Below are 23,687 nucleotides of genomic sequence, written 5' to 3'. Positions count from 1 at the left end.
GACTTTATACTGGATTTATTTTGCCAAGTCGGCGCGGTACCATTCGCCGTAGGCGACCGCTTTCTTGGTCGGGCTGTATTTTCCTTCTTCACATGCCCACGTGTTGCTTGTAAAACTCTTGTGAGAGATGGTTGCGTTTTCGTCAATGAGCCCGTCGCAATCCTGCACAAGGAACGAGACTGTCAGCATGGCTTGCGAGATCATGCAACGACCACCCGGATGAACGCCGTAAACTTCAACGCTGCCTTCGGAGGCTTTGCCTAGCACATGCCCCGTGGGTTGGCCTCCGTCGTTGACAACGACAATGTACAGTTTGCAGTTGTCCGGGTTGATTTTTTCCCCTGCAACGGCTGCGGTCAACGGGAAGTATTCGGCGACTTTATCTGTGGTGATTTCCTTGATTGTTGGGGCGGAATCATGAAAATCTAAACTGTATGCGGAAGATCCGTTATAGGCCAACACGTGGCTGTCGAACATGAGTTCGCTTGCCTCGTCTGTGAATTGTGCCGTGTAATTGTCTAGTGTGAATTTTGCGGTATCGATTTCGGTAACGGGGTTCCCGTATTCGTCGATAAGTTGCGGAGTCGTTTTTTCACTGCTGCTCGATTCGGCCTCGATGCTAGAACTGGAATTGTCGCTGATGCTTGTCGATGTCGGTATTACGAACCTGCCGTAAGAGCTCTCTGCCCCTTCAGAAATCTTGTTGCAGATGTCGCTTGCGCTGGCAGAAAAATCGCTTACAAGCATGCCGAAGGTAATGGTGGTGTCGGCCTCCTTCGTGGTACAGCTGGGCGGATTGGTTGCGGTACATTTGGTGAAATTTGTCATGCGGTGGTCTCCGCAGAAGACTTCCAGATTTCCCTTGTCGTCACATTTTGCCCACGAAACGACATCCGTTCCGCACGATTCGTTAAAGCGGATGAGAATGCCTTCGCACAGGTTGCCGGTATTCTCCAGCTTGAGATGTGTGACGACCATATTGTTCTTGTCGATCTGGATTTCGGAGGAATAGGTTTTCCCGTCGGCGCTACAGCTTGCCGAGGCTCCGTTTTCTTTTTCGAAGGCCTTCAGTTCGCCGCCTTGCAGGGAGTCGACCGATGTCGCTGCCGTCATGAAGACAATCTGGGCGATTTCGGTATTTTGCGTACTGCCGCTCGGGTCGGTGTTGGCGTTAGGGATAGTCGTGGAACCTGCAGACGAGGGATTGTCCGAGGAGCAGGCGGAAAGTGCGCAAAGGGCGAGTGCACTTGCGATATAAAGATTCTTCTTGAAGTTAAGCATGGTTCGCTCCTTTTGTTTTATTAGTAAATGGGAAAAGTTGAAAGTTGAGACCGTAGACCTGGTCCAGGTTGTCGCCTTCGTTTGCGATGGCGGCGATTCTCTTGGCGCAGGCGTCGATTTCGGCGACGATGCGCGCATAGTTTGTTTCGTTCACGCCGATGGTCATGCCCGTGAAGTACCTCTCGTTTGCGCTGTAGCGGTCCACTGCGCGCACGGCCATGTTGCCCATCTCCTTGTGCATCGCGCGGATGGCAATGGGGAGGGCTTCCGGTGAGCCGATGACGCTCTGTTCGGTTTGCGAATAAATCTTGTCGCCGTCTTTCTTGAGGAATCCGGCCTTCACCAGGAAGGCGAGGATATCGCGGACTTCTTCGGCGGAAACATATTCCTTGCATTCTTCGGCAATGTCACGCGGACGTGCCCCCGGCATCATCGGCGCGAGCTCGCGTATCACGGGATACTTCCAGGATTCATAGTACTGGAAGGCGTCACTGTCGACGACACGAGCCTTGTGTTCTGTGGCAATCTTCTCCATTTTTAATAGAGCCTCCTTTTTGTCGGCATCCTTGGTCGCCTTGGCCAGGACCACGAGGAGGGAGAAGTATTCCTCTTCGTATCCGGTGAGCCCCATCGCCTTGGATACCTGTTTCATCTTGACCTTGCTCAGTCCGCTCTTGCCTTCGCATACCAGCTTGAGGTACGTGGGCGAGGCGAATCCGGCAAGTTTCGAAAATTCCCTCCACGAGAAAGCGCCCGTACGCTTGCGCTCGTCGTAGAAGTCCTGCATAAACTTGCGGTAGTCTTTGTATTCGGTGATTGGTTTCATGTCTATAAATCTACCTAGAAAAATCGAAATGTGCAATAGTTGGAATGATACGAAAATGAAAAATTTGAAGAAAAATCGGCAAAAATCAAAAGAAAAATGCAGAAAATAAATGGGAATGATACATTACGTATCATTCCGTGTTTTTTAGTGCCGAAAGGGGATTTTTATTGACGCAAGTTTGCGCGGTACCATTCGCCGTAGGGGCCGTTCTCTCTGCCGGGGGGGACTCCGTTCTCGTCGCATGTCCATGGAGTGTTTTCGAAGAAGTCGCCACCTGCAAATGTCATCGCATACTCATCGAATTCGCCTGTGCAGTCTTTTATAAGGAAGATTTGCGCGAAGTCTCCATCTTTTTTGCAGTCTCCGCCGGCGAAGATAAGCGCGTATTTGACGTATTCATATTCGATATGCGTCAGAATTATGGCTAAGGATTGGTACCCTGACATGGCGACTGTGTAGATATCGCAGTGCTCGGAATTGAAATTTTCTCCGGTAATGGCCGTTGTCATCGGGAAGTACTTGGCGACTTCGGCGGGTGAGGGCTCCCTGATGGTGTATGAACCCGTATCGAGAACAATTTCGCTTGTCGGCAGAATGCGGTAGGCGAGTACGAGGCTGTCGAACGTAATTTCTTCGGAAATATCCGCGAATTGCTCCGCATATTTTTCCAGAGTGAACGATGATGTATCGATCGGTTCTCCCTTGTTGCTTGTGTCGAGGTGGTCAATGGGGTTATGCCCGGGAGTCCAGTAATCTTCGATGGGGTCAAAGTCCGAAACGTCAAGCTTGCCGGTGCTAATGTCGGTACAGATGCTTTCGGATTTCTTTACGAAGTCCTGGATAAAGTGGTTCGTGTCGAGAGCTGTCGTGGAATCCCGTTTTACATGGCATTTCTTTGTCCCGTCAGCTTCGGGTTCAGAGCATTCCAATGTAAGATGGCTTAAATCGGCGCAGAAAGCGTACAAGTCTCCCGTTGAAGTGCAGAAACCACTGTAACCGCCTATTACGGTAATTTTCGGGTTGGTGTTGCATGCATTCTGGAACTCCTGGAGAATGCTGTCGCAGGCGGCTCCGACATTGTGCATTGTCAATGTCTTGAAGATAAAGCCGTATCTTGCTTCCATCTTGAACTTGGCATCGAAGGACTGGTCGCCTGCGGCGCAGGTCGCTGCCGCTCCATTTTCCTTGTCGTAGAGCTTGACATCAAGACTGTCCATGTCGCTGCTTAGGGAAGTCGGTTCTGTCTCGAATGCGGTGATTTTTGAGTAGAAGGAGAAATCTTGGTCTGCACCGCAGAGATTGGTGGCGCTGTCTTGGTTTGAGTAACAATGATCCATGAGTTCGGGAATGATGGGCTTGTCGCCTTCAAAGACAATGGAGTCGTTCTCTGCGATGGCGTTCGGGTCTACTGTCGCCCCGGCGGTCGATGCTTCGTCCGAGGAACAGGCGGCGAGCGCGACTAGCGCGATGCTCCCGGCGACGATAAGTTTCTTGTTAAGCATGGTGCTCCTCCTTCACCTTGCCCGTGCAAGGGAAAAATTGAAAATTGATTCGGTAGACCTGGTTCAGGTCTTTGTACTCGTTTGCGATGTCGACGACCTTCTTGCAGCAGTTGCTCACCTCTTCGACAATGCGGCTGTAGGCTTCCTCGCATACGCCGAGTGTTGCCCCGGCGATGAACCTCTCGCTTGTATTGTAGCGGTCCACCGCACGCACGGCCATGTTGCCCATCTCCTTGTGCATCGCGCGGATGGCGATGGGGAGGGCTTCCGGTGAACCGATGACGCTCTGCTCGGTTTGCGAATAGACTTTCTCGCCGTCTTTCTTGAGGAATCCGGCCTTCACCAAGAAGGCGAGAATGTCGCGGACCTCTTCGGCGGAAACGTATTCCTTGCATTCCTCGGCGATGTCACGCGGACGTGCCCCCGGCATCATCGGTGCGAGTTCGCGGATTACGGGATACTTCCAGGATTCATAGTACTGGAAGGCGTCGCTGTCGACGACGCGAACCTTGTGTTCCCGCGCGATGCGTTCCATTTCGAGGAGAGCCGCTTTTTTGACGGAATCCTTCGTGGCGTTCCCGAAGTTGACGAGATGGGTGAAGTATTCGCACTCGTATCCGGTGAGTCCCATGGCTTTTGCGACCGGGGCGATCTTGATTTTGCTCAGGCTGCTTTGCCCCGTGCAGACGAGCTTAAGGAAGTTCGGCGAGGTGAACCCGGCGAGCTTGCAGAACTCGCGCCAGGAGAATGCGCCGTGACTTTTACGGTAATCGTAAAAGTCCTGCATAAAGAGGCGGTAATCCTTGTATTCGGTAATGGGTCTCATGCTTATAAAATAGGTTTGTTTTTTCCGGAAGTCAATACTTTGAATTATACAAAAACGAGAAAATTGACTGAAAAACGCAAAAATTTCATAGAAAATTTCAATTTATAATTCTAAATTATACAATCCGTATAATTTGGAGTCAAGTGTTGTTTTTTGAAGCCAAAATAATCTACATTAGCAGGACAAAGAGACACAATTCACAAAAGGATACAATATGGCAAACAAGTACGCCGGAACCCAGACCGAAAAGAACCTCCAGGCCGCCTTCGCAGGTGAATCCCAGGCCCGCAACAAGTACACCTACTTCGCCTCAAAGGCAAAGAAGGAAGGTTACGTCCAGATTGCAGCCCTCTTTGAGGAAACCGCTGCCAATGAGAAGGAGCACGCCAAGATCTGGTTCAAGTACCTCTGCGGCGGAGACATCCCAACAACGGCCGAAAACCTTGCAGCAGCCGCCGAAGGCGAAAACTGCGAATGGACCGACATGTACGCCCGCATGGCCCGCGAAGCCCGCGAGGAAGGCTTCGATGAGATTGCCGCCAAGTTCGAGATGGTTGGAGAGATTGAGCGCCACCATGAGGAGCGCTACCTCAAGCTCCTTGAGAACGTAAACGGCAAGAAGGTGTTCTCCAAGGATGGTGACGCCATCTGGCAGTGCGCCAACTGCGGCCACATTGTGGTTGGGAAAGAGGCACCGGACGTATGCCCCGTGTGCAATCACCCCCAGAGTTACTTCCAGGTTCTGGCACAGAACTATTAANNCGCAACAAGTACACCTACTTCGCCAGCTGCGCAAAGAAGGAAGGTTACGAACAGATTGCCGAGCTGTTTCTGAAGACCGCCGACAACGAGAAGGAACACGCCAAGCTGTGGTTCAAGGAACTGGAAGGCATCGGCGATACCGCTGCAAACCTGAAGGCTGCCGCCGACGGCGAGAACTACGAATGGACCGACATGTACGAAGACTTCGCGAAGACCGCCGAGGCCGAAGGCTTCAAGGCTCTCGCCAACAAGTTCCGCATGGTCGCCGCCATCGAAAAGCGCCACGAAGAACGTTACCGCGCTTTGCTCAAGAACGTGGAAACTGCCGCCGTGTTCGAGAAGAGCGAAGTCAAGGTGTGGGAATGCCGCAACTGCGGTCACATCGTCGTGGGCACCAAGGCCCCGGCCGCATGCCCGGTGTGCGCCCACCCGCAGTCCTTCTTCGAAGTTACTGCTGAAAACTATTAAGAGACCGCTCGTTCGTCGTCTCGGGTGAGGAACCTCCGATTTCTCACTCGCTCTCGCAACCACGCCTCGTTAATACGAGGCGTTTGTTGCTCACGGAGGGAGCCGAGTGTCGCGGCAGACTGCTTGCAGTCTGACATGACCGAGGTGACGAGTAATGCGCTTTAGCGCAATTACAAAAAATATCAAGATGTTTTTCGTCGGGAGTAATCCCGGCGAAATTTTTTATTAATTTATTGCAATAAGCAAATAAACAAAAAAATGAGAAAAGAAAGAGAAATATTAAATGAATGATTTTGTTGAGTTTAAGCCGTTTTATTCCCATGACACGGATGTCTATAACCTTAAGGAGTTTTCGCCGGCGGTTGTTGACAAAGCGTATTTGGATAATCTCGGCGTCAAGGTAGAACCTTCCGAAAGTACCCTCGAGGGCCTTACACGCGGTTCGAAAGTTTTCATGGAGCGCGTGAAGAATAGGACCGTCATTCCCGTATCGAAGCTCTATCTCGAAGACATCGACCCCGAAAAGGTTCAGACGGAAATCCACAACTACACGGGCCGCTGCCCGACGCTCACATTCGAAATCAATCCCATCAAGGGCTGCAATGTCGGCTGCCAGTACTGCTTGGTGACCGACGGCGTCCATGAACAGAAGTTGGTCGCTTACGAGAACTACCACCTGTACGTGCGCAAACTGCTCGAAGACATGAATGGAGACCCCTGGGGCCCGGTGACCGAAGAGGATATCCACAAGAAGAACGTCCTTCTGCAGGACCTCGCGACCGCCATCGAGGAAGCTCCGGAACGCAAGCAGGAAATCGAAGCGAAAATCGTAGGGCTGAGCCGCGGCAAGAACTGGAACCACTATTACTACTTCTCGCCCAAGACGGAAGCTTTCCAGGAACCGACGGTACAGACCGGCATTGCGCACAGGATTCTGAAGGAATTCATTGAACACTTCAAGAAACATCCCGATTCCAATGCGAGGCTCTTTATCGCATCGAAATCCGGCCCCAAGCACTTGATGTACGAGTACGAGGGCGAAACCATCCTCGACCTTTTCGAACAGCTCAAGGGGAAGATGCAGTTCAATACCAGCGTTTCCATTATGCCCACCGAGTTCAGGAACCTGCTGGAACCCTTTGCGGCTCCCATTGATGAACGCTTGCAATCCGTGAAGCTGTGCCGTGAACGTGGAATTCAGGCGAATTCGGCGCTTATCCAGCCGATTGTCATGCCCTACCTTACCGACGAACATATCAAGGAATTTTTCGACAAGTTGCACGACGCAGGCATTATCAACTACAAGCCGGAATTCCTGACCGCCTGCATGGAGAACCTGGCCATGCTCGGGCAGTGGCTCGGGCACTTTGACAAGAATCTGGAACGAGAACTTTACGAAGTCTACCTGAAACCCAGCAATGCTGACCACCGCAAGCAACGCGGGCGCACTGCCCCCGAAAGGGAACTCTGCATCGCCGCTATCAAGCGGATGATGGATTACACGCAGACGCTCGGCATGTCGACCAGTATTTGTTATTGGGTTCGCAAGCAGTTACAGATTCCGAACACGCTCATCCCCATTATAAACCAGAACGGGTTCCAGTGCCTTGGATACCAGTCCAAGCTGTTCCAGAAATAGCAACCCGTAATGAAGGTTTATGATGGCAAAGACTAACTTTTGGGAAGTCTGTAACGGGTTGTTCGGCGACCAGGAAAGCTATTACCACAGGTGGTATCACGAAAAACCTCTGGTCATTACCCCGGAACGCAACGAAGAACTGCGCGAGATGCACCGCGTCCTCTACAAGTGCGTTGAATATATGGCGGCCAACTATGCCGAATTTACGGACAAGTACATGCCGCTTTCCGAAAAGGAAATGGAAATCCTCGAATACCAGAGCAGGTATCCGTTCTTGGCGGGAACGTTCCGGCCCGATTACTTGATTGCCGATGACGGGGAACTCAAGCTTTGTGAGATTACAAGCCGATTCTTCGGACACGGGATATTCATGTCGTACTTTGCCGAGGCTGCCGCCAACAAGTTTATGGAAAAGCACCCCGGATGCCACAGGGAATCGCTTTACGAGCAGATGATGCAAAGCGCACTGGAAATCGTCGGTGACAAGGACGAAATCTTTGTGCTCAAGAGTTCCGATAAGACTTCCGAAATCAAGCTGTATAAGCCTTTCTACGAGCACTTCGGAAAAAAGGTCACCATCCTGGAAGCCGACGAGGTCGAAGCGCGCGTGAACGACTGGAACGGAAAATTCGTCATCAGCGCATTGAACCAGAAGGATATCCTCAGCTATTCCATGGACACCATCAAGGCCATGGTCGATTCCCGAATGTACAACGATTTCCGCACGGTATTCGTGATACACGACAAGCGGTTCATGCAACTCTGGTACACGCCCGAATTTACGCAGAAGTTCTTGACAGACAAGGAGGCGGAATTCCTAAGGGCGCATGCTATCGAAACGTACATTTGCAAGGACAAGGCTTCGGCCGGGATTCTAGAAAAAGCGTATGCGAACAAGGATGCCTATATCTTGAAGCATTACCGCTTGGGCAAGAGCGAAAAGGTTTATGCGGGTCCGCTGACAAGCGAAAGTGATTGGAAGGCGCTCTTTGATGGGGGTGACGTCAAGGACATGATTATCCAACCGTTCTTGCACCAGAAAACGTACCGCACCGTATGGGAAGGGACTCCTTTTGACGATTACATTTGCGGCATGATGCTTTGCATCGATGACAAGTATTTCGATTCCGGGCTTTTCCGTACGTCCAGTTGCCCGGTGACAAACATGGTCGACGATCGCAAGGCGTTCCCTGTAGTGACAAACGATGAGCGTATCATTTCTTGCGGAGACGTGCTTTGATTATCGCTGGAAACCAGCCCTATTTTTTCCCGTATATCGGCTTCTGGCAGCTCGTCAATGCTGTCGACCTGTTCCTGATTGGCGATAATTACAATTTCATCAAGCACGGGTGGATTCAACGGAACCGAATTCTCGTTTGTGGCAAACCTTTCTTTTGGGGCCTAGAAGTAAAGCATATCAGTTCGTTCAAGAAGATAAACGAAACAGAATTCACGGACTTTAACGTTTCTCAGAAACTGAACACAATCTACTACGCTTATTGCAGGGCCCCGCAATTCGATGCAGGTTACGCACTCATCAAGGAAATATTGAACTATCCCGAGCGCAATGTCGCAGAGTTCCTTTTCCATTCCATAAAGGCTGTCTGCCTGTATCTCGGAATAAACACGAAATTCGTAAAAAGTTCAGAAATAACGGGAAACGACAATTTCAAGCGGGAATACCGCATCTATGACTTCTGCCAACGGCTTGGGGGCGACACCTACATAAACGCCGTAGGCGGGCAGGACCTGTACCATTTTGAAGACTTCGAGAAGCACGGGGTCTCGTTGAAGTTCATACACCCCAATATCCGGCCATACAAGCAGTTCTCTAACGAATTCGTTCCGGGACTCTCGATTTTGGATGTCATCATGTTCAATCCGCTGGATGCAATAAAAGAGATGCTGGTCGATTGTAGCTTTATCGAGAAGGAGACTTCGCGGCAGGACAAGCCTCATTTGTGGTTTTAATCTTGACGTGCATCATTCGCCTTGCGTAAAAGTTCCTAAATTTATGGGGCTAACAATTCCATAATGAGGTAAAAACGAAAAATGGCAAGAGCATTGATTATCGGTTGTGGCGCTGTCGCCACGGTTGCTATCAAGAAGTGCTGCACGGCAAGCGAAGTGTTCAGCGAAATCTGCATCGCTAGCCGCCACCGCGAAAACTGCGAGAAGCTCGCCCAGGAACTGCGCCCGAACACGAAGACGGTCATCACGACTGCCGCCGTGGATGCGGACAAGGCCGAAAATGTCTCTAAGCTCATCAAGGAATACAAGCCCGACCTGGTGATGAACATCGCGCTCCCGTACCAGGACCTCGCCATCATGGACGCATGCCTCGAATGTGGCGTGAACTACATGGACACGGCGAACTACGAGCCCGAAAACATCGACGATCCGGAATGGCGCAAGGTCTACGACAAGCGCTGCAAGGAACAGGGCTTCAGCGCCTACTTCGACTACAGCTGGCAGTGGGCTTACAAGGAAAAGTTTGAAAAGGCCGGCCTCACGGCGCTGCTCGGTTCCGGCTTTGATCCGGGTGTTTCCCAGGCCTACTGCGCCTACGCTTTGAAGCACCAGTTCGACACCATCGAAGAAATCGACATCCTCGACTGCAACGGTGGCGATCACGGCTACAAGTTCGCGACGAACTTCAACCCCGAAATCAACCTGCGCGAAGTTTCCGCTCCGGGCAGCTACTGGGATACCGACGCAAACGGCAAGGGCCACTGGGTTGAAATCCCGGCCATGAGCATCAAGCGCGAATACGTGTTTGACGAAGTGGGCAAGAAGGACATGTACCTGCTGCACCACGAAGAAATCGAATCGCTCGCCCAGAATATTCCGGGCGTGAAGCGCATCCGCTTCTTCATGACGTTCGGCCAGAGCTACCTCGACCACATGCGCTGCCTCGAAGACGTGGGCATGCTCAGCACGCAGCCCATCAAGTTCCAGGGCCAGGAAATCGTGCCTATCCAGTTCCTCAAGGCCCTCCTCCCGGACCCGGCAAGCCTCGGCCCCCGCACCGTCGGCAAGACGAACATCGGTTGCATTTTCAAGGGCACCAAGGACGGCAAGCCGAAGACCTACTACCTCTACAACGTCTGCGACCACCAGGAATGCTACAAGGAACTCGGTAGCCAGGCTATCGCTTACACCACAGGCGTTCCTGCGATGTGCGGCGCCATGATGGTGCTTACCGGCAAGTGGAACAAGCCGGGCGTGCATACCGTGGAAGAATTTGACCCGGATCCGTTCATGGAAGCCCTCACCAAGTACGGCCTCCCGTGGAAGGAAAACTTCAACCCTGTGCTGGTGGATTAGACGAAAGAACGGCGCAAGCGCCTTTAGACGAAAGTTTTTTCAAAAAATCTTTCATAATAAGCATTCTCTTTCGTCTATCGTCTTTCGTCTATCGTCTAGATTTTAATACCTGAGGCCTAAAAATGAAAAAATGGCGCATTGACGATTCCCGTGACTTGTACAACGTCAAGGGTTGGGGCGTGAACTTCTTCGACATCAACGAGAAGGGCCACGCGACAGTTCACCCGCTCAAGGAAGGCGGCCCGGACATCGACCTGTACGAACTCGTTCAGGAACTTTCGCTCCGCGACGTCTCCACCCCGATGCTGCTTCGCTTCCCGGACATCCTGGACAGCCGCATCGAGAAGATAAACGAGTGCTTCAACAAGTCCCGCCAGGAATACGGTTTCAACGGAAGCTACTACAGCATCTTCCCGATCAAGGTGAACCAGCAACGCGCTGTTTTGGAAGAAATCGTCAGTCACGGCAAAAAGTACAACATCGGTCTCGAGGCCGGTTCCAAGCCGGAGCTGCATGCGGTGCTCGCGAACATGGACAACCCGGATTCGCTGATTATCTGCAACGGCTACAAGGACGAGGACTTCATTGAACTTGCCCTCCTCGCGCAGAAGATGGGCAAGAAGATTTTCATCGTCGTCGAGAAGATGAACGAGCTCCACTTGGTGGTGGAACTTTCCCGCCGTATCGGCGTGCGCCCGAACATCGGCATCCGCATCAAGCTTGCAAGTTCCGGTAGCGGCAAGTGGGAAGAATCTGGCGGATACCATAGCAAGTTCGGCCTCAACAGTTCCGAACTGCTTGAAGCGCTGGACTACATCAAGCAGGAGAAGATGGAAGACTGCATGAAGCTCATCCACTTCCACCTGGGTAGCCAGATTACGAACATCCGCCACATCAAATCGGGCCTGCGTGAAGTCTCGCAGTTTTACGTGCAGATTCGCAAGATGGGCATGAGCCTTGAATTTGTGGACGTGGGCGGCGGCCTCGGTGTTGATTACGACGGCACCCGCAGTTCCAATGCGAGCTCGGTGAACTACTCTATCCAGGAATACGCGAACGACGTGGTGTATGCCATGTTCGAAGCCTGCGAAAACGGCGATGTGCCGCACCCGAACATCATTGCGGAATCGGGCCGTGCTCTTGCGGCGCACCATTCCATATTGGTATTCAACGTGCTGGAAACCGCCGGCCAGGCGTTCTTTGACGAGAACGCTCACGAGATTGACGACGACGCTCCCGACGCATTGAAGGATTTGTACGGCATCTACAAGGGACTTACCCCGAAGAACCTGCTTGAAAGCTGGCACGATGCCATCCAGCTGAATGATGACGTGCTCAATGGTTTTAAGGTGGGCGATTACGACCTGCCGACGCGCGCCATGTGCGAACGCTTGTTCTGGAGCATCGTGCGCAAGGTGGACCAGCTCGCGAAGGATTTGCGCCATCCGCCTTACGAACTCGGCGAACTTCCGCGCCTCTTGGCACAGAAGTACTTCTGCAATTTCAGCTTGTTCCAGAGCCTGCCCGACAGCTGGGGCGTGGACCAGGTTTTCCCGCTCATGCCTATCCAGCGCCTGAACGAGGAACCGACGGTCGAGACGACTATCCAGGATGTCACTTGCGACTCCGATGGTAAAATCGACATGTTCGTCCGTGGTGGCGACGTGAGCCGCACGCTCCCGCTGCATGAACTCAAGAACGGCGAACCGTACTACATCGCGGTCTACCTCGTGGGCGCCTACCAGGAAATCCTCGGTGACCTGCACAACCTCTTTGGCGATACGAACGCGGTCCATATCGTGTGCAACGACAAGGGCGGTTACGAAATCGACAAGGTGATTGACGGCGAATCCGTGGAAGACGTGCTCGACTACGTGAACTTCAGCGACAAGGCGCTCGTGCGCACCATGGAAAACTGGGTGTCGCGCTCCGTGAAGGAAGGGAAGATTAGCCTGCAAGAAGGCAAGGAATTTCTAAACATCTACCGCGGCGGCCTTTACGGGTACACGTATCTGGAGTAATTCGGAATGGTACTTGAGCTGAAGCGAAAGTACAATTAGAAATAAGGAATTATCTAGTCAGTGGAACGGAATGGTCGACAGATTGCTGTGTTGCTTGCGACTTACAATGGCTCCAAGTATTTGGCAGCTCAGCTTGAATCGCTGTTCCGGCAGACTTGCAAAGATTTCCACCTGTATGTCCGTGACGACGGCTCTACCGACGATACGCTGAAAATCGTAGATGACTTTGTCCGCATGTATCCGGACCGCATTACCGTCGTGCGTGAATGCGTGAGCCATTGCGGTGCGGCACGCTCCTTTATTCGCCTGCTTCGGGCGGTGGACGCCGATTACTACATGTTCTGCGACCAGGACGATATTTGGCACGAAGATAAAATCGAAAAGACTTTTGCCTGCATGCGCAAGGTCGAAGAGGAAGTGGACAACGGGGTCCCTGTTGTGGTATCGACGGACCTCCGCGTGGTGGACGAGAATCTGGCCGTGATGAAGGAATCCTTCAACGCGAACTTGAAGATTGACGTGTTCAGGAAACATCCGCAGATGCTCTGCGTTCGCCATGTCGTTACGGGCTGCACCATGATGTTCAATGCCGATGCGAAGGCAGTTTCGTTCCCGATGTCGTCGCTTTCTACGATGCACGACGAGTGGGTCGCCCTATGTACGCAATTCAATGAAGGCAAGGTCTTCGTGATGGACGAGGTGACGGTTGACTACCGTCAGCATTCCTCCAATACGCTCGGCGCCGCGACGGCAGGTCGGGGATTTTTCAAGCGTGCGCTGGCACGCGAGGGCTGGAAGCAGTTCTTCCAGAGCGTTAGGTTGCTCCATAGGGAATTCGGCGTGTCGTTCCCGCGCTTTTTGCTCTACAAAATTTTATATAGTTGGATGTAGGTAACTATATGCGAAGCGTCTGCATGGCCACCTACAATGGCGAAAAATATATCCGTGAACAGCTGGATAGCATTATTCCGCAGCTGCGGGACGACGACGAACTGGTCGTTTCGGATGACGCTTCTACGGACCGTACGTTGGAAATTGTCCGCAGCTATAACGATCCGCGTATCAAGTTTTTTCAAAACGAGAACCACGGGGTCGCGCACAATTTCGAGAACGCCCTGCGCCATGCGTCTGGCGATATCCTCTATTTTGCCGACCAGGACGACGTGTGGCTCCCCGGCAAGCTCGACAAGATGGAAAAGTTTCTTGTGGATGGCGGTTACGACACTATCCTGTGCAACTGTTCCCGGACCGATGCGAACCTGAACATTGTCAAGAAACGTCATTATGACGACGCCTGGCCGATGAAGAAGTCCCTGCTGCAAAATCTCGTCAATAACTGCTGGCTTGGGGCCTGTATGGCCTTTACCCGGGAGGTAAAGGACGCCTGCCTGCCGTTTCCGCCCAAGGCGGTGGCTCACGACCTGTGGGTTTCGTACTATTCCCAGAAGCATTTTCGGTGCGGATACCTGGACGAAGTCCTTCAGTTGTACCGTCGCCATGACGGAACCGTATCCTTTACCGGCGGTAAGAGCAAAAATAGTCTATATTTTAAATTGTCCTATAGATTGTACCTGGCCTGGCATTTGCTTTGGACGTAGGATGAATCTATATTCCCTGATGTTATGTTCTATAATAGAATTGAACAGTTCCTGTCGAAGCAGAAGACCTTGGAAGAAAAGTTCTTCTGGTGTGTCGTTCTGTTCTCGGGAATTGCGGCGGGAATAGCGACCCTTTTTACCATATACGAGGATATCGGCTGGGCTCCCGTTGTCATGAGTGCGATTTGCGCATTGATGTTCGTTTTGGTTGGAGTTGCCGCGAAACTGACCGGTCGCGTGTCGGTTTGGTATTTTGTGTCGTGTATATTGCTGAACGTGATCATGCTTCCGCTCCTGTTTTTTATGACTGGCGGAGTTGCTAGCGGAACCATCTTCTATTGCTTTATGGGCATTTTCGTCTGCTCCCTGTACAATCACAAGAAGCGCCGCTTCCTTTTGATTGTTATTTCCTTGTGCTCTTACGAGATAATGTTCCTCCTGGCGAGGCTTTATCCGAATCTAGTGACGCAAGTGAAGCCGGAAATGACAAACCTGGACTACGCCTTGTCGTTCCTGTTCATGGCGGTTGTGCTTTACGCCGTAGTAGCCTTCTTGGTGAATGTGTTTGACAAGGAACGCCGACAGAAGGATGCCCTTCTGAAAAGACTCGATTTCTATTCGAAGCGGGATCCGATGACGGGCTTGTTCAATCGCAAGCATTTTATGAATTATCTCGACAAGATGATTTGGCCGGAACGCGACGGTTTTTATATGCTGATGTACGATATCGATGATTTTAAGCAAATTAACGATAAGTATGGACATGCCTTTGGAGACCTTATTTTGAGCGTCGTGGCCAAAAATGCCTCTGCCGAAAGGATTGTCGGTTTCGGTGAATGCGCCGTGCGCTACGGCGGCGAAGAGTTTGGCCAACTCTTCTATGCAAAGACTTTTGAGGAAGCCTTGCAGAGAGCCGAACAGCTGCGTAACAAGATTTCTGCGCTTTCTTTTGAAGAACATCCCGAGGTGCGAATCACTGTCAGTGGCGGCTTTGTGGATTGTACGAACGAAAGCTTCTATCATCCGAACAAGATGTTGAGTGTCTTGGATAAATTGCTCAATCTTGCAAAGTCACGTGGCAAGAACCAAATTTGCTTTAGGGAATAAAATTATATTTCGGCCATGCTGCACGAAATAGCTCCTCACAAGTTGCATAATGAATTCCGGACGCAATTGCCGAAACCCGACGATTGCGTGATTCTCTTTGATGGCGAAAAGAGCTTGTTGAAAAAACAGGGCGAATCCTTCGTGATTCCCAGGATCAAGGATTTTGGCGAATCGCCCTTGCCGTGCCATTATCTTTTTTGTGTGGACGATGTCGGCTATTTCTTGGCGGAACCCGCTTTTGCAGAAGCGATGGCGCGCTCGGTGCCAGCGGGTTTCGAGTTCAAGCCTGTCAGGACTTTCCGCTATATGGAAAGCCCGTTGGAACGTCTGGGCGGAGCTACGGCGGCCCATATCGCCAAGTGGGAATCCCTGAACCGTTTTTGCGGACGTTGCGGCTGTGCGACTGTACGCGGTGAACGTGAACGTTCTATAAATTGCCCGAAGTGCGGCAATGTCGTCTACCCGAAAATTTCCCCGGTGGTGATTGTTGCGGTCCATAATGGCGACGAACTCTTGATGGCTCGCAATCTGGACAATCCCGACAAGAGCCGACTGTTCTTGATTTCGGGATTTGTGGAAGTGGGAGAAAACTTGGAACAGGCGGTCCATCGCGAAGTCCTGGAAGAGGCAGGCGTGCATGTGAAAAATGTCCGCTATTTCGGTTCGCAACCTTGGCCGTTCAGCGAATCGCTTATTGCCGGTTTTACCGCCGAATTGGACGGGGATCCGACGCTTCGCGTCCAGGAATCGGAGTTGGCGACTGCGGCATGGGTCAAGCGCGAAGATATTCCTCCGTATGACACGAGCGTAAGTATCAGTTCGTGCCTCATCGAGAATTTCCGCCACGTCTAAAATTGCTAAATTTACAAACGATGAAATTACCTGTCGTTTGTATTATTGGACGCCCGAATGTGGGGAAGTCCTCTCTCTTTAACCGAATCCTGGGGCGACGTGCCGCGGTTGTCTCTGACCGTGACGGCGTTACCCGCGATAGGCATTACCAGACCGCAAACTACAAGGGTCACGAATTTACCGTTGTCGATACGGGTGGATTCTTGCCCGATGATTCGATTGACGTGTTGGCGGATAGTGTCCGTACGCAGATTTTCAATGCCGTGAAGGAATCCGACCTGGTGCTTTTCATGGTGGATGTCCGTGTGGGCATCACCAAGCTCGACCAGCAGTTTGCCCGTCTTGTCCATAAAGAAGACAAGAAGGTGATTCTCGTGGCGAACAAGAGCGAACAGCAGGGTGACCGTCAGGAAAGTTACGAGTTCCTGAAGCTGGGCTTCGGCTTGCCGCGTACGATCAGCGCCTTGACGGGTTACGCATGCCTTAGCCTGCTTGACGAAGTCGTGTCCGTGTTGCCGACACCCGTGCGCGGCGAACGCCGTGAAGAACGTCCGATCCGCTTTGCCATTCTGGGACGCCCGAACGCTGGCAAGAGCACCCTGTTGAACCGCCTTCTGAACGAAGAACGCGCCGTGGTTTCGGATATTCCGGGAACGACCCGCGATTCCATCGACTGCGATTTTATCATAGATGGCCAGAAGTTCGTGGTGACGGATACGGCCGGCCTCCGCAAGAAGGCGAAAGTCGAAGACGAAGTGGAAGTCTTCAGCAACATGCGTACGCTCGAAAGCATCCGCCGTTCAGACCTTTCCGTGCTGATGGTGGACTGCACCCGTGGCATGGAAGTCCAGGATTACCGCATCATTACCGAAATCCGCAAGGCGGGCAAGGGTCTTATCATCGTCTTGAACAAGTGGGATATTCTTCCCAACAAGACGGAAAAGTCCTTTGACCACATGATCAAGGACCTCCTGGAGAGGGACCCCATGCTGGAATATGTGCCAATCCTTTCGATCAGCGCCAAGGAAGGTTTGCGTATAGGTCGTGTCATCCAGGCGATTCGGACTGTCTATGCCAACTGCCGCAGGGTGCTGGGCCGTGACCGCGTTGTCGAGGCCTTTGCGAATTTCTTGCAAGAAAAGGCTCCGCCGAGCCACAACGGTCGCGTGGTGATGCTTACCCGAGCCTGCCAGATAATGGTGGAGCCGCCGGTAATCGCTATAGAGACGCGTACGCCGGATTCCGTTGACGAATCGTACAAGCGTTATTTGCTCAAGAAGTTTTATGAGGAATTCCAGTTGCAGGGTGCGCCCCTCCGCTTGAATTTCGATAGGAAGTTAACCCTTAGAAAGGATGAAGAACTTGAACAGTTTACTGAGTCTTCCAATAGCGTACTTGCTGGGGTCGATCCCCAGCGCCATATGGATCGCAAAACTCGCGAAAGGTAAAGATTTCGATATCCGCGATTACGGCTCCAAGAACGCGGGTTTGACTAATACTTTCCGCGTCTTGGGATGGAAGCCTGCGCTTCCGGTAGTTTTCATGGATTTGCTCAAGGGGTTCTTTGGCCCCTGGATTGCCATGAAGTTGTGCGAAATGCAGGTGGCGGCGGGCGGTGACGATTATTCGCACTGGGTGCCGCTTGTCGCGGGCATTCTCGTGATTCTTGGCCATAGCTTTACCTGCTTTGCCGGTTTCCGTGGTGGCAAGGGCGTGCTTGCCGCTTTGGGCGTGTTCCTCGCGCTCTGCCCGATTACCGCGCTTTCTGCGTTTGGCGTGTGGATTGTCCTCACGGCTTCAACAAAGTACGTTTCGGTGGGTAGCATCGGCGCGTGCGTCGCACTCGGCGTTTTTGCCGTGATGGGGTTCCTCAAGTTGCCTTTCCCGCCCGATGATATCAACCTCGGGCTCATGATTACCTGCCTGTTGGTGGCTGTTTTCGTGATTGTGAAGCACAAGTCGAACATCAAGCGCCTTTTGAACGGCACCGAGAACGGATTTGGCAGCAAGCGCAAGACCCCGAAGGCATAAATATTGTAGATTGTTAATATGAGACGAAAGAACGGTGCTTCGCACCTACAGACGAAAGACGAAAGAATAAAAATGACGCTTCGCGTAAAATATAAAGTGTTCTCTCTCGTCTCTCGTCTCTCGTCTCTCGTCTAACGTTTTTATTAGGGAAGAATACTATGAAGGTTACAGTTTTAGGTACAGGCGGTTGGGGACTGACTCTCGGTCAGGTGGTCTATGAAAATAAGTGCGAAGTTTCGTTCTGGACAAACTCGCAGGCCGAAGTTGATTTGCTCTCGACGGAACACCAGTACAAGGACAAGCTCCCCGGCGTAATTTTTCCGGCGGATTTCAAGTACACGACCGACATGAACGCGGCCCTGGATGGCTGTGACATGGTGCTCATCGTGGTGCCTTCGCAGTTCATGGGCGGTGTCGCGAAGAATCTGGGCAAGTGGACTCCGGCAAAGGGCAAGGAACCCATCGTCGTCTGCGCCACCAAGGGTATTCTCGAAGGTACGAACCAGCTGATGAGCGAAGTGCTGCTCTCGAACGTGCCGTGGCTCACCGACGACAAGATGGTCGCCTTCAGCGGGCCTTCGCATGCCGAAGAGGTTAGCCGCCATATCCTTACTGCGATTGTGGCCGCCTGCGTGAACGAGGAATCCGCGAAGTTCGTGCAGAAGGTGATGAGCTGTTCTTACCTGCGCGTTTACAGTTCTACCGACATCGTGGGCATCGAACTCTGCGGTTCCGTGAAGAACGTGATTGCGATTGCCTCCGGTGTGCTTTACGGGCTCGAGGCGAGCGGCAAGTACAAGATTGGCGACAATACGCGTGCAGCCCTCCTTACCCGTGGCCAGGCCGAAATGTGCCGCCTGGGCAAGGCTCTCGGTGCAAAGTCCGAAACGTTTGCGGGCCTTGCCGGCATGGGCGACCTTATCGTGACCTGCCTCTCGCAGCATAGCCGCAACCGCTATGTGGGCGAACACATCGGTAAAGGCGAAACCATCGATCAGGTGCTTGCCGGCATGAAGATGGTGGCCGAAGGCGTGCCCACCTGCAAGAGCACCAAGGCGCTCGCCGACAAGCTCGGAATCGAGATGCCCATCGTGAATGCCGTCCACGCGCTCCTCTTCGAAGGCAAGAAGGTCGACGACGTCATCAAGGACATGTGGGGCCGTGAGCTCAAGGAAGAAGTCTGGTAATCGGCAACCTGCCTAGAACGAATAGCGGATTGCGAGGCTGCTTGCAAATCCATTCCTGAAGAGCCCGGTCCCAGACCGGGTTTTTAACGATTTGTCGGAATTCCTTTCTGATTCGCCGTCGCTGTATTCCTTTGAAAAATCAAAATCCAGGGGGACGATCTGGCTGGCGTTCCAGTCGAGCGATATCGTGTGCGATGAACCGGCGAAAGATTTTTCCCAGGAAAGTCCGAGACTGATGATGGTCCCGAAGCTTTCCAATTGCCAGTGCCACGATTCCTTCCTGGAATCAAAGGCGATAAGCCTTGTCGTTTCGGATGTCTTTTCCACATCCATTTCGTCGTAGGTGTAATATCCCTGGATGTCAATGGAGGGGACGATAGTGTGCCCGGCAAAACTCAGGCGTGGGTTGATCTTGGCTCCGGCGGCAAAGGCGAAAATGTCGATGTCGGCGCCCACACGGTAGACCTGCTGGAGAAAGGTGAAGGAGAGCGCCTGTATGATGGACGGGGCGAGCAGACGGTTCGGAGCGAAGGTCTCGAAAAATCGTTCGTCTTTTTTTTCCATTTGTACGTTTGCCCGCAGTGCCGAAGCGTGCAGGGCGTAGTGGAGGCGTTCCCACGAGAGCTCTGCCAGATGCAGGTTCGCATCGAGCGGAACGAACATGAAACGCTTGGTGCTGCTGTCGCGGTAGGTGTTGCCGATGATATTCAGGTTGGCGATGACGTTCGTGTAATGAAGCCGGATGTCGTTGTCCGTTCCGTCGAAGGAATAGTGTATGTCGGCTATTGCCAGATGAGATGAATCCTTGACAAAGTATTCCCTGTTGGCGCTGTACGGGGTCGTAATGATGCTTTCAATTTTGGCGTTGACGTACTGCTTGCCGAATTGGGCGCCAATTATGACTCCCTTACGGAAGAAGTCTGTCTCCCAATCGGCAGCGATATGGCTTATTTCGCTATTGTCGTCGTCGGAATCCCAGCGGATGGACGCCAGGGTCGGGTGCCCCATGCCGATGAAGGAACCCATGTAGGCGGAAGAATCGGCCTTGTGAATGCGCATGCCCGATGTCATGGAATAAAGGCTGTTGGCGTCAACAGAAAAATCGATGTACTTGAAACCGACGCGAATGCCGGCGGAACCGATCAGGCCGTTGCTTTTTATGGAAAGTTCCCAGCCGTCGTTCCATGTCCCGCCAAACCGGTAGTGGCCGAAGCTTCCGAATGCGGTATATTTCCCTACGCTTACGGAGTCCGTCACATGGCACCGGGTACCGCTAACTTCGGCGGTTTCGGTGTCCAACAAAAAAAGCCCGCCGCATTGGGCGGTGCTTTTTGAAGAAACGGAACCATAAGCTACAGAAAAGGCTGTAATGCTTACCAGTCCAATGACGTATTTAATAGTCCCAGTCGTCATCCATCCAGTTTTCTTCCGAGGCTATCGGAGAAGAATAATCGTCGTCGTCATCGATAATCGCAGGGAGGAATTCGTTCCAGAACATTTCCACGGTCATGTCGGGCAGGACTCCGCCGAACGTGATATCGGGGAAGATGATTATCTTGCTGAGTTCGTCAAGCGTGTAGCTGCGGCGATCCCCGTCATCGTCTACGCCGTTGACAATGTCCTGCAGCGAATAGGTCTTGTTGCCGTCCTTGTCGGTGAAGTAGAGGATGTTGGGAACTTCGTTTTCGATATAGGCGGTAGCGTATTGCGTTTTGCCGCCTTCTGTCTTGCACATTCCTTCGGGGAGCGTAATTGAAGGAATGGTCCATGTCGTGGTGACGATATCTTCTTCTTCGAGGTAAGAGAAGTTATAGCCTTCTAAGTAGGATTCGATGGTAAAGTTTACTTTGCAACCTTCCACCTCGTAAGTGATTTCAACTTCAGCGTTGGGGTCGTAGGCGTCTAGCCAGATGGTTCCGTTGTAGGAACCGTCTTCCCAGCTTCCGACTTCCGGCTGAGATTCGGGATTGAACTTGTGGTACTCCTGCATTATATAGCGCTGCATGTATCTTTGGGCGTATGCCTGGTATTCCACCTCATCGGACCAGTAGAATCCGCCGTCCGGGGTGTCCCACTTGGAGTTGTCGTTGAGGACGTGGTACGGCAGGAATTTCAGGGTGCCGTCGGTATTTTCGAAGAACTTGGAAAAGTTGACTTTGATTTTCTTGCCTTCGGCATAGGGAATGTCGAAACCGGTCTTGAGTTTTTCGCGAATGATATCCAGCGAGTCGATAATCTTCTGTGCGTCCTTGGTGCTAAGATCAGAAAATTCGTCATTGCCTACGATATAGAGGTCGTTTTGCTGGGTGGTTATTCCCGTTTTTGCTTCTTCCAAGCCATATTGGATGCCGAACTGCACATAGGTAATGGCACTGTCCAAAAGGTTCGGGATGTTTTTGTATTCCGACTTCCAGGAATCCTGGACAGACGTGAACTTGCTGTCTTTGCCGACGAGCTTTGCCAGGTGCTTGATGCCGTAGTTGTTTTCGTAGTCGAACGTGTAGCCGAAATCTTCCAGGGAATCAATCCAGTCGTAATTTCCGTCGTCATCGATGTCAAAGTTCAAGCTGACGATGGAGGTGAGACCGGCCTTCGCGACAAAAAGCGCTGCGAGGGCGGGCGCAAATTCGCCACGGTCCAGTTCGACGGTGCGGTCATTGATATCGTATGTGCACGAGAATTGGTCGTCGTTGGCGATGTTTGTCATGTAAGTAATAGCGGAATCCAGGGACGGAATGACGCTGGCGATGGCGGATTGTATTTTCTTGACGGGGATGCCCCTCATTTCTTCGGTAGAATTGAGGGAGAAGTTCAAGGAAATGCTGCCGACATCTTCGACGTTTCCGGACAAGATGGAGGACTTGGGCATGCCCTTTCTCTTGTAGATGGTATCGAGAATGCTGTTGATGTCCTTGTTGTTCGAAATGTCCGAAATAATCGAGGCGACAAAGCCCAGCTGCGCTTCGCAGTTTCCGGGATACTTTGTGAGAATGGTGCGGAATGTTTCTTTTGTCTCGGCGCTTAGCGCTTGCGCTTTGGTCAAGTCGCCTTTGCCGAAGGTGGAGAAGACTTCTACGATTTCTTTCTTGGCGGCCTGGACTTCGGCCTTGTCCTTTTCGTTGGTAATTTCTTCACAGCCGGAAACAACGTCTACAGAGGTTTGTTTCGGGCCGTCGCCAGCGTTCGTGGGCGAGGATTCGCTGTCGTCGGACGAACAGCCGACGATGCAGGCAAATGCAAATATGGAAGCGATGCTTGCAAACTTGATTGGATTCATTGTGAGTCCTCCTTTCTTATAAAAATACTTGTTTTCCCTAAAAAAGCAAACACCAAAGCTCCCTGGGAGGCCTGGAAAAGCAATGGAAGGTAGCTTAAAAGGGTCGATGCCAGCACGATATCGGCCGGAATACCGAGCAAGCCAGTATAAAGGCTGACCTGTACGTTCTCGCGGATGCCGATGCCGTTGATGGAAATGGGAAGCATCGTGAACACGACCATGATGGTCGTGAAAACTGTTATGATGGCAATGTCTACGTCTATCCCGACGGCCCTGAAATAGGCGTAATGGATAAGGATGGTGACAATTTGCAGCCAGATGGAATCCAAACCGGAAAGCCAGAAGGCTTTAGGGTGACTTCTGTAAATGGAAAACGCGTTCTGCAGTTTTAGAAGAAAGGGAACCTGCAGTGCCAGTTTATCCGGAATTTTTAGTTTGTCCGAGAAAAGTCCGCCCACGATAACCAAGATGGCGACCAGGGCAAATGCGCTCACCGTGATGGTGTAGCTGAGGGGAACTTGGTATTTGGCTACGACAAAGGGGAACGCTATAAAGAAACTCAGGATCATGGCGAGTATCCCCATGATACGCGATATGGCGATGGCTGCAACCGAATTGGCTGTATTCCCGAACCGCTTTCCGAAAGCGATCGTCTTTACGGCATCGCCCCCGAATCCGCTAGGGAGCAGGTTGTTGAAAAAGTAACCTAGGGCGATATAGGCGTAAAATGTGTGAAATTTGATTTTTTTTCCATCATCGAGCAAAAGTCCGCGCCAGCGGTTCGCCTGAATGGCCATGAGAATTACTGTTAAGAATAAAATAACGGCAAGCCAGGGCCAGGTTGCTTGCGTCCAGTTGCCAATTGCTTCAAAAAACGGAACTTTTTTGAAAATGTATACGATGCCCCCGAGGGTTACGGCGATTTTTATCGTCGAAACAACAACTTTAGTCCATTTTTTTTCCTTGCGGGCTTGCATGAGTTT

21 protein-coding genes are annotated in these 23,687 nt (G+C 51.9%); 14 read left to right on the top strand and 7 right to left on the bottom strand.

Annotation, left to right across the window (positions count from 1 at the left end):
* Positions 1–15: 15 nt before the first annotated feature.
* The 4 genes from B3M32_RS11410 to B3M32_RS11395 all read right to left on the bottom strand — a co-directional run bounded on the left by B3M32_RS11410 (position 16) and on the right by B3M32_RS11395 (position 4,435).
* Positions 16–1,281, bottom strand: coding sequence for a hypothetical protein (locus tag B3M32_RS11410; protein WP_290746994.1), 1,266 nt, complete (start codon positions 1,279–1,281; stop codon positions 16–18).
* Entirely contained in the window at positions 1,274–2,107 is an 834-nt protein-coding gene (locus tag B3M32_RS11405; RefSeq protein ID WP_290746991.1) for a TIGR02147 family protein, read from the bottom strand. Before B3M32_RS11405 ends, B3M32_RS11410 begins: the two co-directional genes overlap by 8 nt.
* A gap of 164 nt (positions 2,108–2,271) precedes the next feature.
* A complete protein-coding gene (locus B3M32_RS11400) occupies positions 2,272–3,609 on the bottom strand; it encodes a hypothetical protein (RefSeq protein WP_290746988.1) in 1,338 nt (445 codons plus the stop codon).
* Positions 3,602–4,435, bottom strand: coding sequence for a TIGR02147 family protein (locus tag B3M32_RS11395; RefSeq protein WP_290746985.1), 834 nt, complete (start codon positions 4,433–4,435; stop codon positions 3,602–3,604). Before B3M32_RS11395 ends, B3M32_RS11400 begins: the two co-directional genes overlap by 8 nt.
* A gap of 214 nt (positions 4,436–4,649) precedes the next feature.
* Here B3M32_RS11395 and rbr (B3M32_RS11390) point away from each other — a divergent pair, with 214 nt between their 5' ends.
* The 14 genes from rbr (B3M32_RS11390) to B3M32_RS11325 all read left to right on the top strand — a co-directional run bounded on the left by rbr (B3M32_RS11390) (position 4,650) and on the right by B3M32_RS11325 (position 19,427).
* Positions 4,650–5,195 carry a rubrerythrin gene (gene rbr / locus B3M32_RS11390; protein WP_290746982.1) on the top strand — a complete coding sequence of 182 codons (546 nt, stop codon included), beginning with the start codon at positions 4,650–4,652 and terminating at the stop codon, positions 5,193–5,195.
* Entirely contained in the window at positions 5,138–5,665 is a 528-nt protein-coding gene (gene rbr / locus B3M32_RS11385) for a rubrerythrin (RefSeq protein WP_422653591.1), read from the top strand. Before rbr (B3M32_RS11390) ends, rbr (B3M32_RS11385) begins: the two co-directional genes overlap by 58 nt.
* A gap of 283 nt (positions 5,666–5,948) precedes the next feature.
* Positions 5,949–7,304 carry a radical SAM protein gene (locus B3M32_RS11380; RefSeq protein WP_290746976.1) on the top strand — a complete coding sequence of 452 codons (1,356 nt, stop codon included), beginning with the start codon at positions 5,949–5,951 and terminating at the stop codon, positions 7,302–7,304.
* Positions 7,305–7,326: 22 nt separating this feature from the next.
* Positions 7,327–8,544: a hypothetical protein gene (locus tag B3M32_RS11375; RefSeq protein WP_290746973.1), complete on the top strand. Its 1,218-nt coding sequence runs from the start codon at positions 7,327–7,329 to the stop codon at positions 8,542–8,544.
* On the top strand, positions 8,541–9,275 hold the full coding sequence (locus B3M32_RS11370; protein ID WP_290746971.1) for a WbqC family protein: 735 nt from the start codon (positions 8,541–8,543) through the stop codon (positions 9,273–9,275). Before B3M32_RS11375 ends, B3M32_RS11370 begins: the two co-directional genes overlap by 4 nt.
* Before the next feature lie 81 nt (positions 9,276–9,356).
* The gene (locus B3M32_RS11365) at positions 9,357–10,631 is read left to right on the top strand and encodes a saccharopine dehydrogenase family protein (protein ID WP_073188957.1); all 1,275 of its coding nucleotides are present in this window, start codon (positions 9,357–9,359) and stop codon (positions 10,629–10,631) included.
* Positions 10,632–10,753: 122 nt separating this feature from the next.
* A complete protein-coding gene (speA, locus tag B3M32_RS11360; RefSeq protein ID WP_290746967.1) occupies positions 10,754–12,652 on the top strand; it encodes a biosynthetic arginine decarboxylase in 1,899 nt (632 codons plus the stop codon).
* A gap of 60 nt (positions 12,653–12,712) precedes the next feature.
* Entirely contained in the window at positions 12,713–13,543 is an 831-nt protein-coding gene (locus B3M32_RS11355; RefSeq protein ID WP_290746964.1) for a glycosyltransferase family 2 protein, read from the top strand.
* Positions 13,544–13,551: 8 nt separating this feature from the next.
* A complete protein-coding gene (locus B3M32_RS11350; RefSeq protein WP_290746961.1) occupies positions 13,552–14,250 on the top strand; it encodes a glycosyltransferase in 699 nt (232 codons plus the stop codon).
* Positions 14,251–14,274: 24 nt separating this feature from the next.
* Positions 14,275–15,357, top strand: a complete 1,083-nt coding sequence (locus B3M32_RS11345; protein ID WP_290746958.1) for a GGDEF domain-containing protein — start codon at positions 14,275–14,277, stop codon at positions 15,355–15,357.
* A gap of 15 nt (positions 15,358–15,372) precedes the next feature.
* Entirely contained in the window at positions 15,373–16,209 is an 837-nt protein-coding gene (nudC, locus tag B3M32_RS11340; protein WP_290746955.1) for an NAD(+) diphosphatase, read from the top strand.
* A gap of 20 nt (positions 16,210–16,229) precedes the next feature.
* Complete coding sequence (gene der / locus B3M32_RS11335; protein WP_290746952.1) at positions 16,230–17,657, top strand: ribosome biogenesis GTPase Der; 1,428 nt, start codon at positions 16,230–16,232, stop codon at positions 17,655–17,657.
* Complete coding sequence (plsY, locus tag B3M32_RS11330; protein WP_290746950.1) at positions 17,563–18,240, top strand: glycerol-3-phosphate 1-O-acyltransferase PlsY; 678 nt, start codon at positions 17,563–17,565, stop codon at positions 18,238–18,240. Before der ends, plsY begins: the two co-directional genes overlap by 95 nt.
* Before the next feature lie 158 nt (positions 18,241–18,398).
* Positions 18,399–19,427: an NAD(P)H-dependent glycerol-3-phosphate dehydrogenase gene (locus B3M32_RS11325; RefSeq protein ID WP_290746947.1), complete on the top strand. Its 1,029-nt coding sequence runs from the start codon at positions 18,399–18,401 to the stop codon at positions 19,425–19,427.
* Positions 19,428–19,439: 12 nt separating this feature from the next.
* Here the strand turns inward: B3M32_RS11325 and B3M32_RS11320 are convergent, their stop codons facing one another.
* From B3M32_RS11320 to B3M32_RS11310, 3 genes are all read right to left on the bottom strand, one after another.
* Entirely contained in the window at positions 19,440–20,729 is a 1,290-nt protein-coding gene (locus B3M32_RS11320) for a hypothetical protein (RefSeq protein WP_290746944.1), read from the bottom strand.
* 91 nt (positions 20,730–20,820) lie between these two features.
* Positions 20,821–22,704: a hypothetical protein gene (locus B3M32_RS11315; RefSeq protein WP_290746942.1), complete on the bottom strand. Its 1,884-nt coding sequence runs from the start codon at positions 22,702–22,704 to the stop codon at positions 20,821–20,823.
* Entirely contained in the window at positions 22,701–23,681 is a 981-nt protein-coding gene (locus B3M32_RS11310) for a lysylphosphatidylglycerol synthase transmembrane domain-containing protein (RefSeq protein ID WP_290746939.1), read from the bottom strand. Before B3M32_RS11310 ends, B3M32_RS11315 begins: the two co-directional genes overlap by 4 nt.
* Between the last annotated feature and the right edge of the window lie 6 nt (positions 23,682–23,687).

Origin of the sequence: Fibrobacter sp. UBA4309 (assembly GCF_002395745.1) — a bacterium.
In the GTDB taxonomy this organism is placed as follows: domain Bacteria; phylum Fibrobacterota; class Fibrobacteria; order Fibrobacterales; family Fibrobacteraceae; genus Fibrobacter.
This window is presented reverse-complemented; position numbering and strand designations above follow the sequence as displayed.

What these genes read in the sequence shown, in the direction of transcription:
- B3M32_RS11395 (WP_290746985.1), bottom strand. Translation starts at nt 4,435, where the DNA reads ATGAGACCCATTACCGAATACAAGGATTACCGCCTCTTTATGCAGGAC.
- B3M32_RS11400 (WP_290746988.1), bottom strand. Translation starts at nt 3,609, where the DNA reads ATGCTTAACAAGAAACTTATCGTCGCCGGGAGCATCGCGCTAGTCGCG.
- speA (WP_290746967.1), top strand. Translation starts at nt 10,754, where the DNA reads ATGAAAAAATGGCGCATTGACGATTCCCGTGACTTGTACAACGTCAAG.
- B3M32_RS11350 (WP_290746961.1), top strand. Translation starts at nt 13,552, where the DNA reads ATGCGAAGCGTCTGCATGGCCACCTACAATGGCGAAAAATATATCCGT.
- nudC (WP_290746955.1), top strand. Translation starts at nt 15,373, where the DNA reads ATGCTGCACGAAATAGCTCCTCACAAGTTGCATAATGAATTCCGGACG.
- plsY (WP_290746950.1), top strand. Translation starts at nt 17,563, where the DNA reads ATGAAGAACTTGAACAGTTTACTGAGTCTTCCAATAGCGTACTTGCTG.
- B3M32_RS11380 (WP_290746976.1), top strand. Translation starts at nt 5,949, where the DNA reads ATGAATGATTTTGTTGAGTTTAAGCCGTTTTATTCCCATGACACGGAT.
- B3M32_RS11365 (WP_073188957.1), top strand. Translation starts at nt 9,357, where the DNA reads ATGGCAAGAGCATTGATTATCGGTTGTGGCGCTGTCGCCACGGTTGCT.
- B3M32_RS11410 (WP_290746994.1), bottom strand. Translation starts at nt 1,281, where the DNA reads ATGCTTAACTTCAAGAAGAATCTTTATATCGCAAGTGCACTCGCCCTT.
- B3M32_RS11405 (WP_290746991.1), bottom strand. Translation starts at nt 2,107, where the DNA reads ATGAAACCAATCACCGAATACAAAGACTACCGCAAGTTTATGCAGGAC.
- rbr (WP_290746982.1), top strand. Translation starts at nt 4,650, where the DNA reads ATGGCAAACAAGTACGCCGGAACCCAGACCGAAAAGAACCTCCAGGCC.
- B3M32_RS11315 (WP_290746942.1), bottom strand. Translation starts at nt 22,704, where the DNA reads ATGAATCCAATCAAGTTTGCAAGCATCGCTTCCATATTTGCATTTGCC.
- B3M32_RS11375 (WP_290746973.1), top strand. Translation starts at nt 7,327, where the DNA reads ATGGCAAAGACTAACTTTTGGGAAGTCTGTAACGGGTTGTTCGGCGAC.
- B3M32_RS11310 (WP_290746939.1), bottom strand. Translation starts at nt 23,681, where the DNA reads ATGCAAGCCCGCAAGGAAAAAAAATGGACTAAAGTTGTTGTTTCGACG.
- der (WP_290746952.1), top strand. Translation starts at nt 16,230, where the DNA reads ATGAAATTACCTGTCGTTTGTATTATTGGACGCCCGAATGTGGGGAAG.
- B3M32_RS11345 (WP_290746958.1), top strand. Translation starts at nt 14,275, where the DNA reads ATGTTCTATAATAGAATTGAACAGTTCCTGTCGAAGCAGAAGACCTTG.
- B3M32_RS11325 (WP_290746947.1), top strand. Translation starts at nt 18,399, where the DNA reads ATGAAGGTTACAGTTTTAGGTACAGGCGGTTGGGGACTGACTCTCGGT.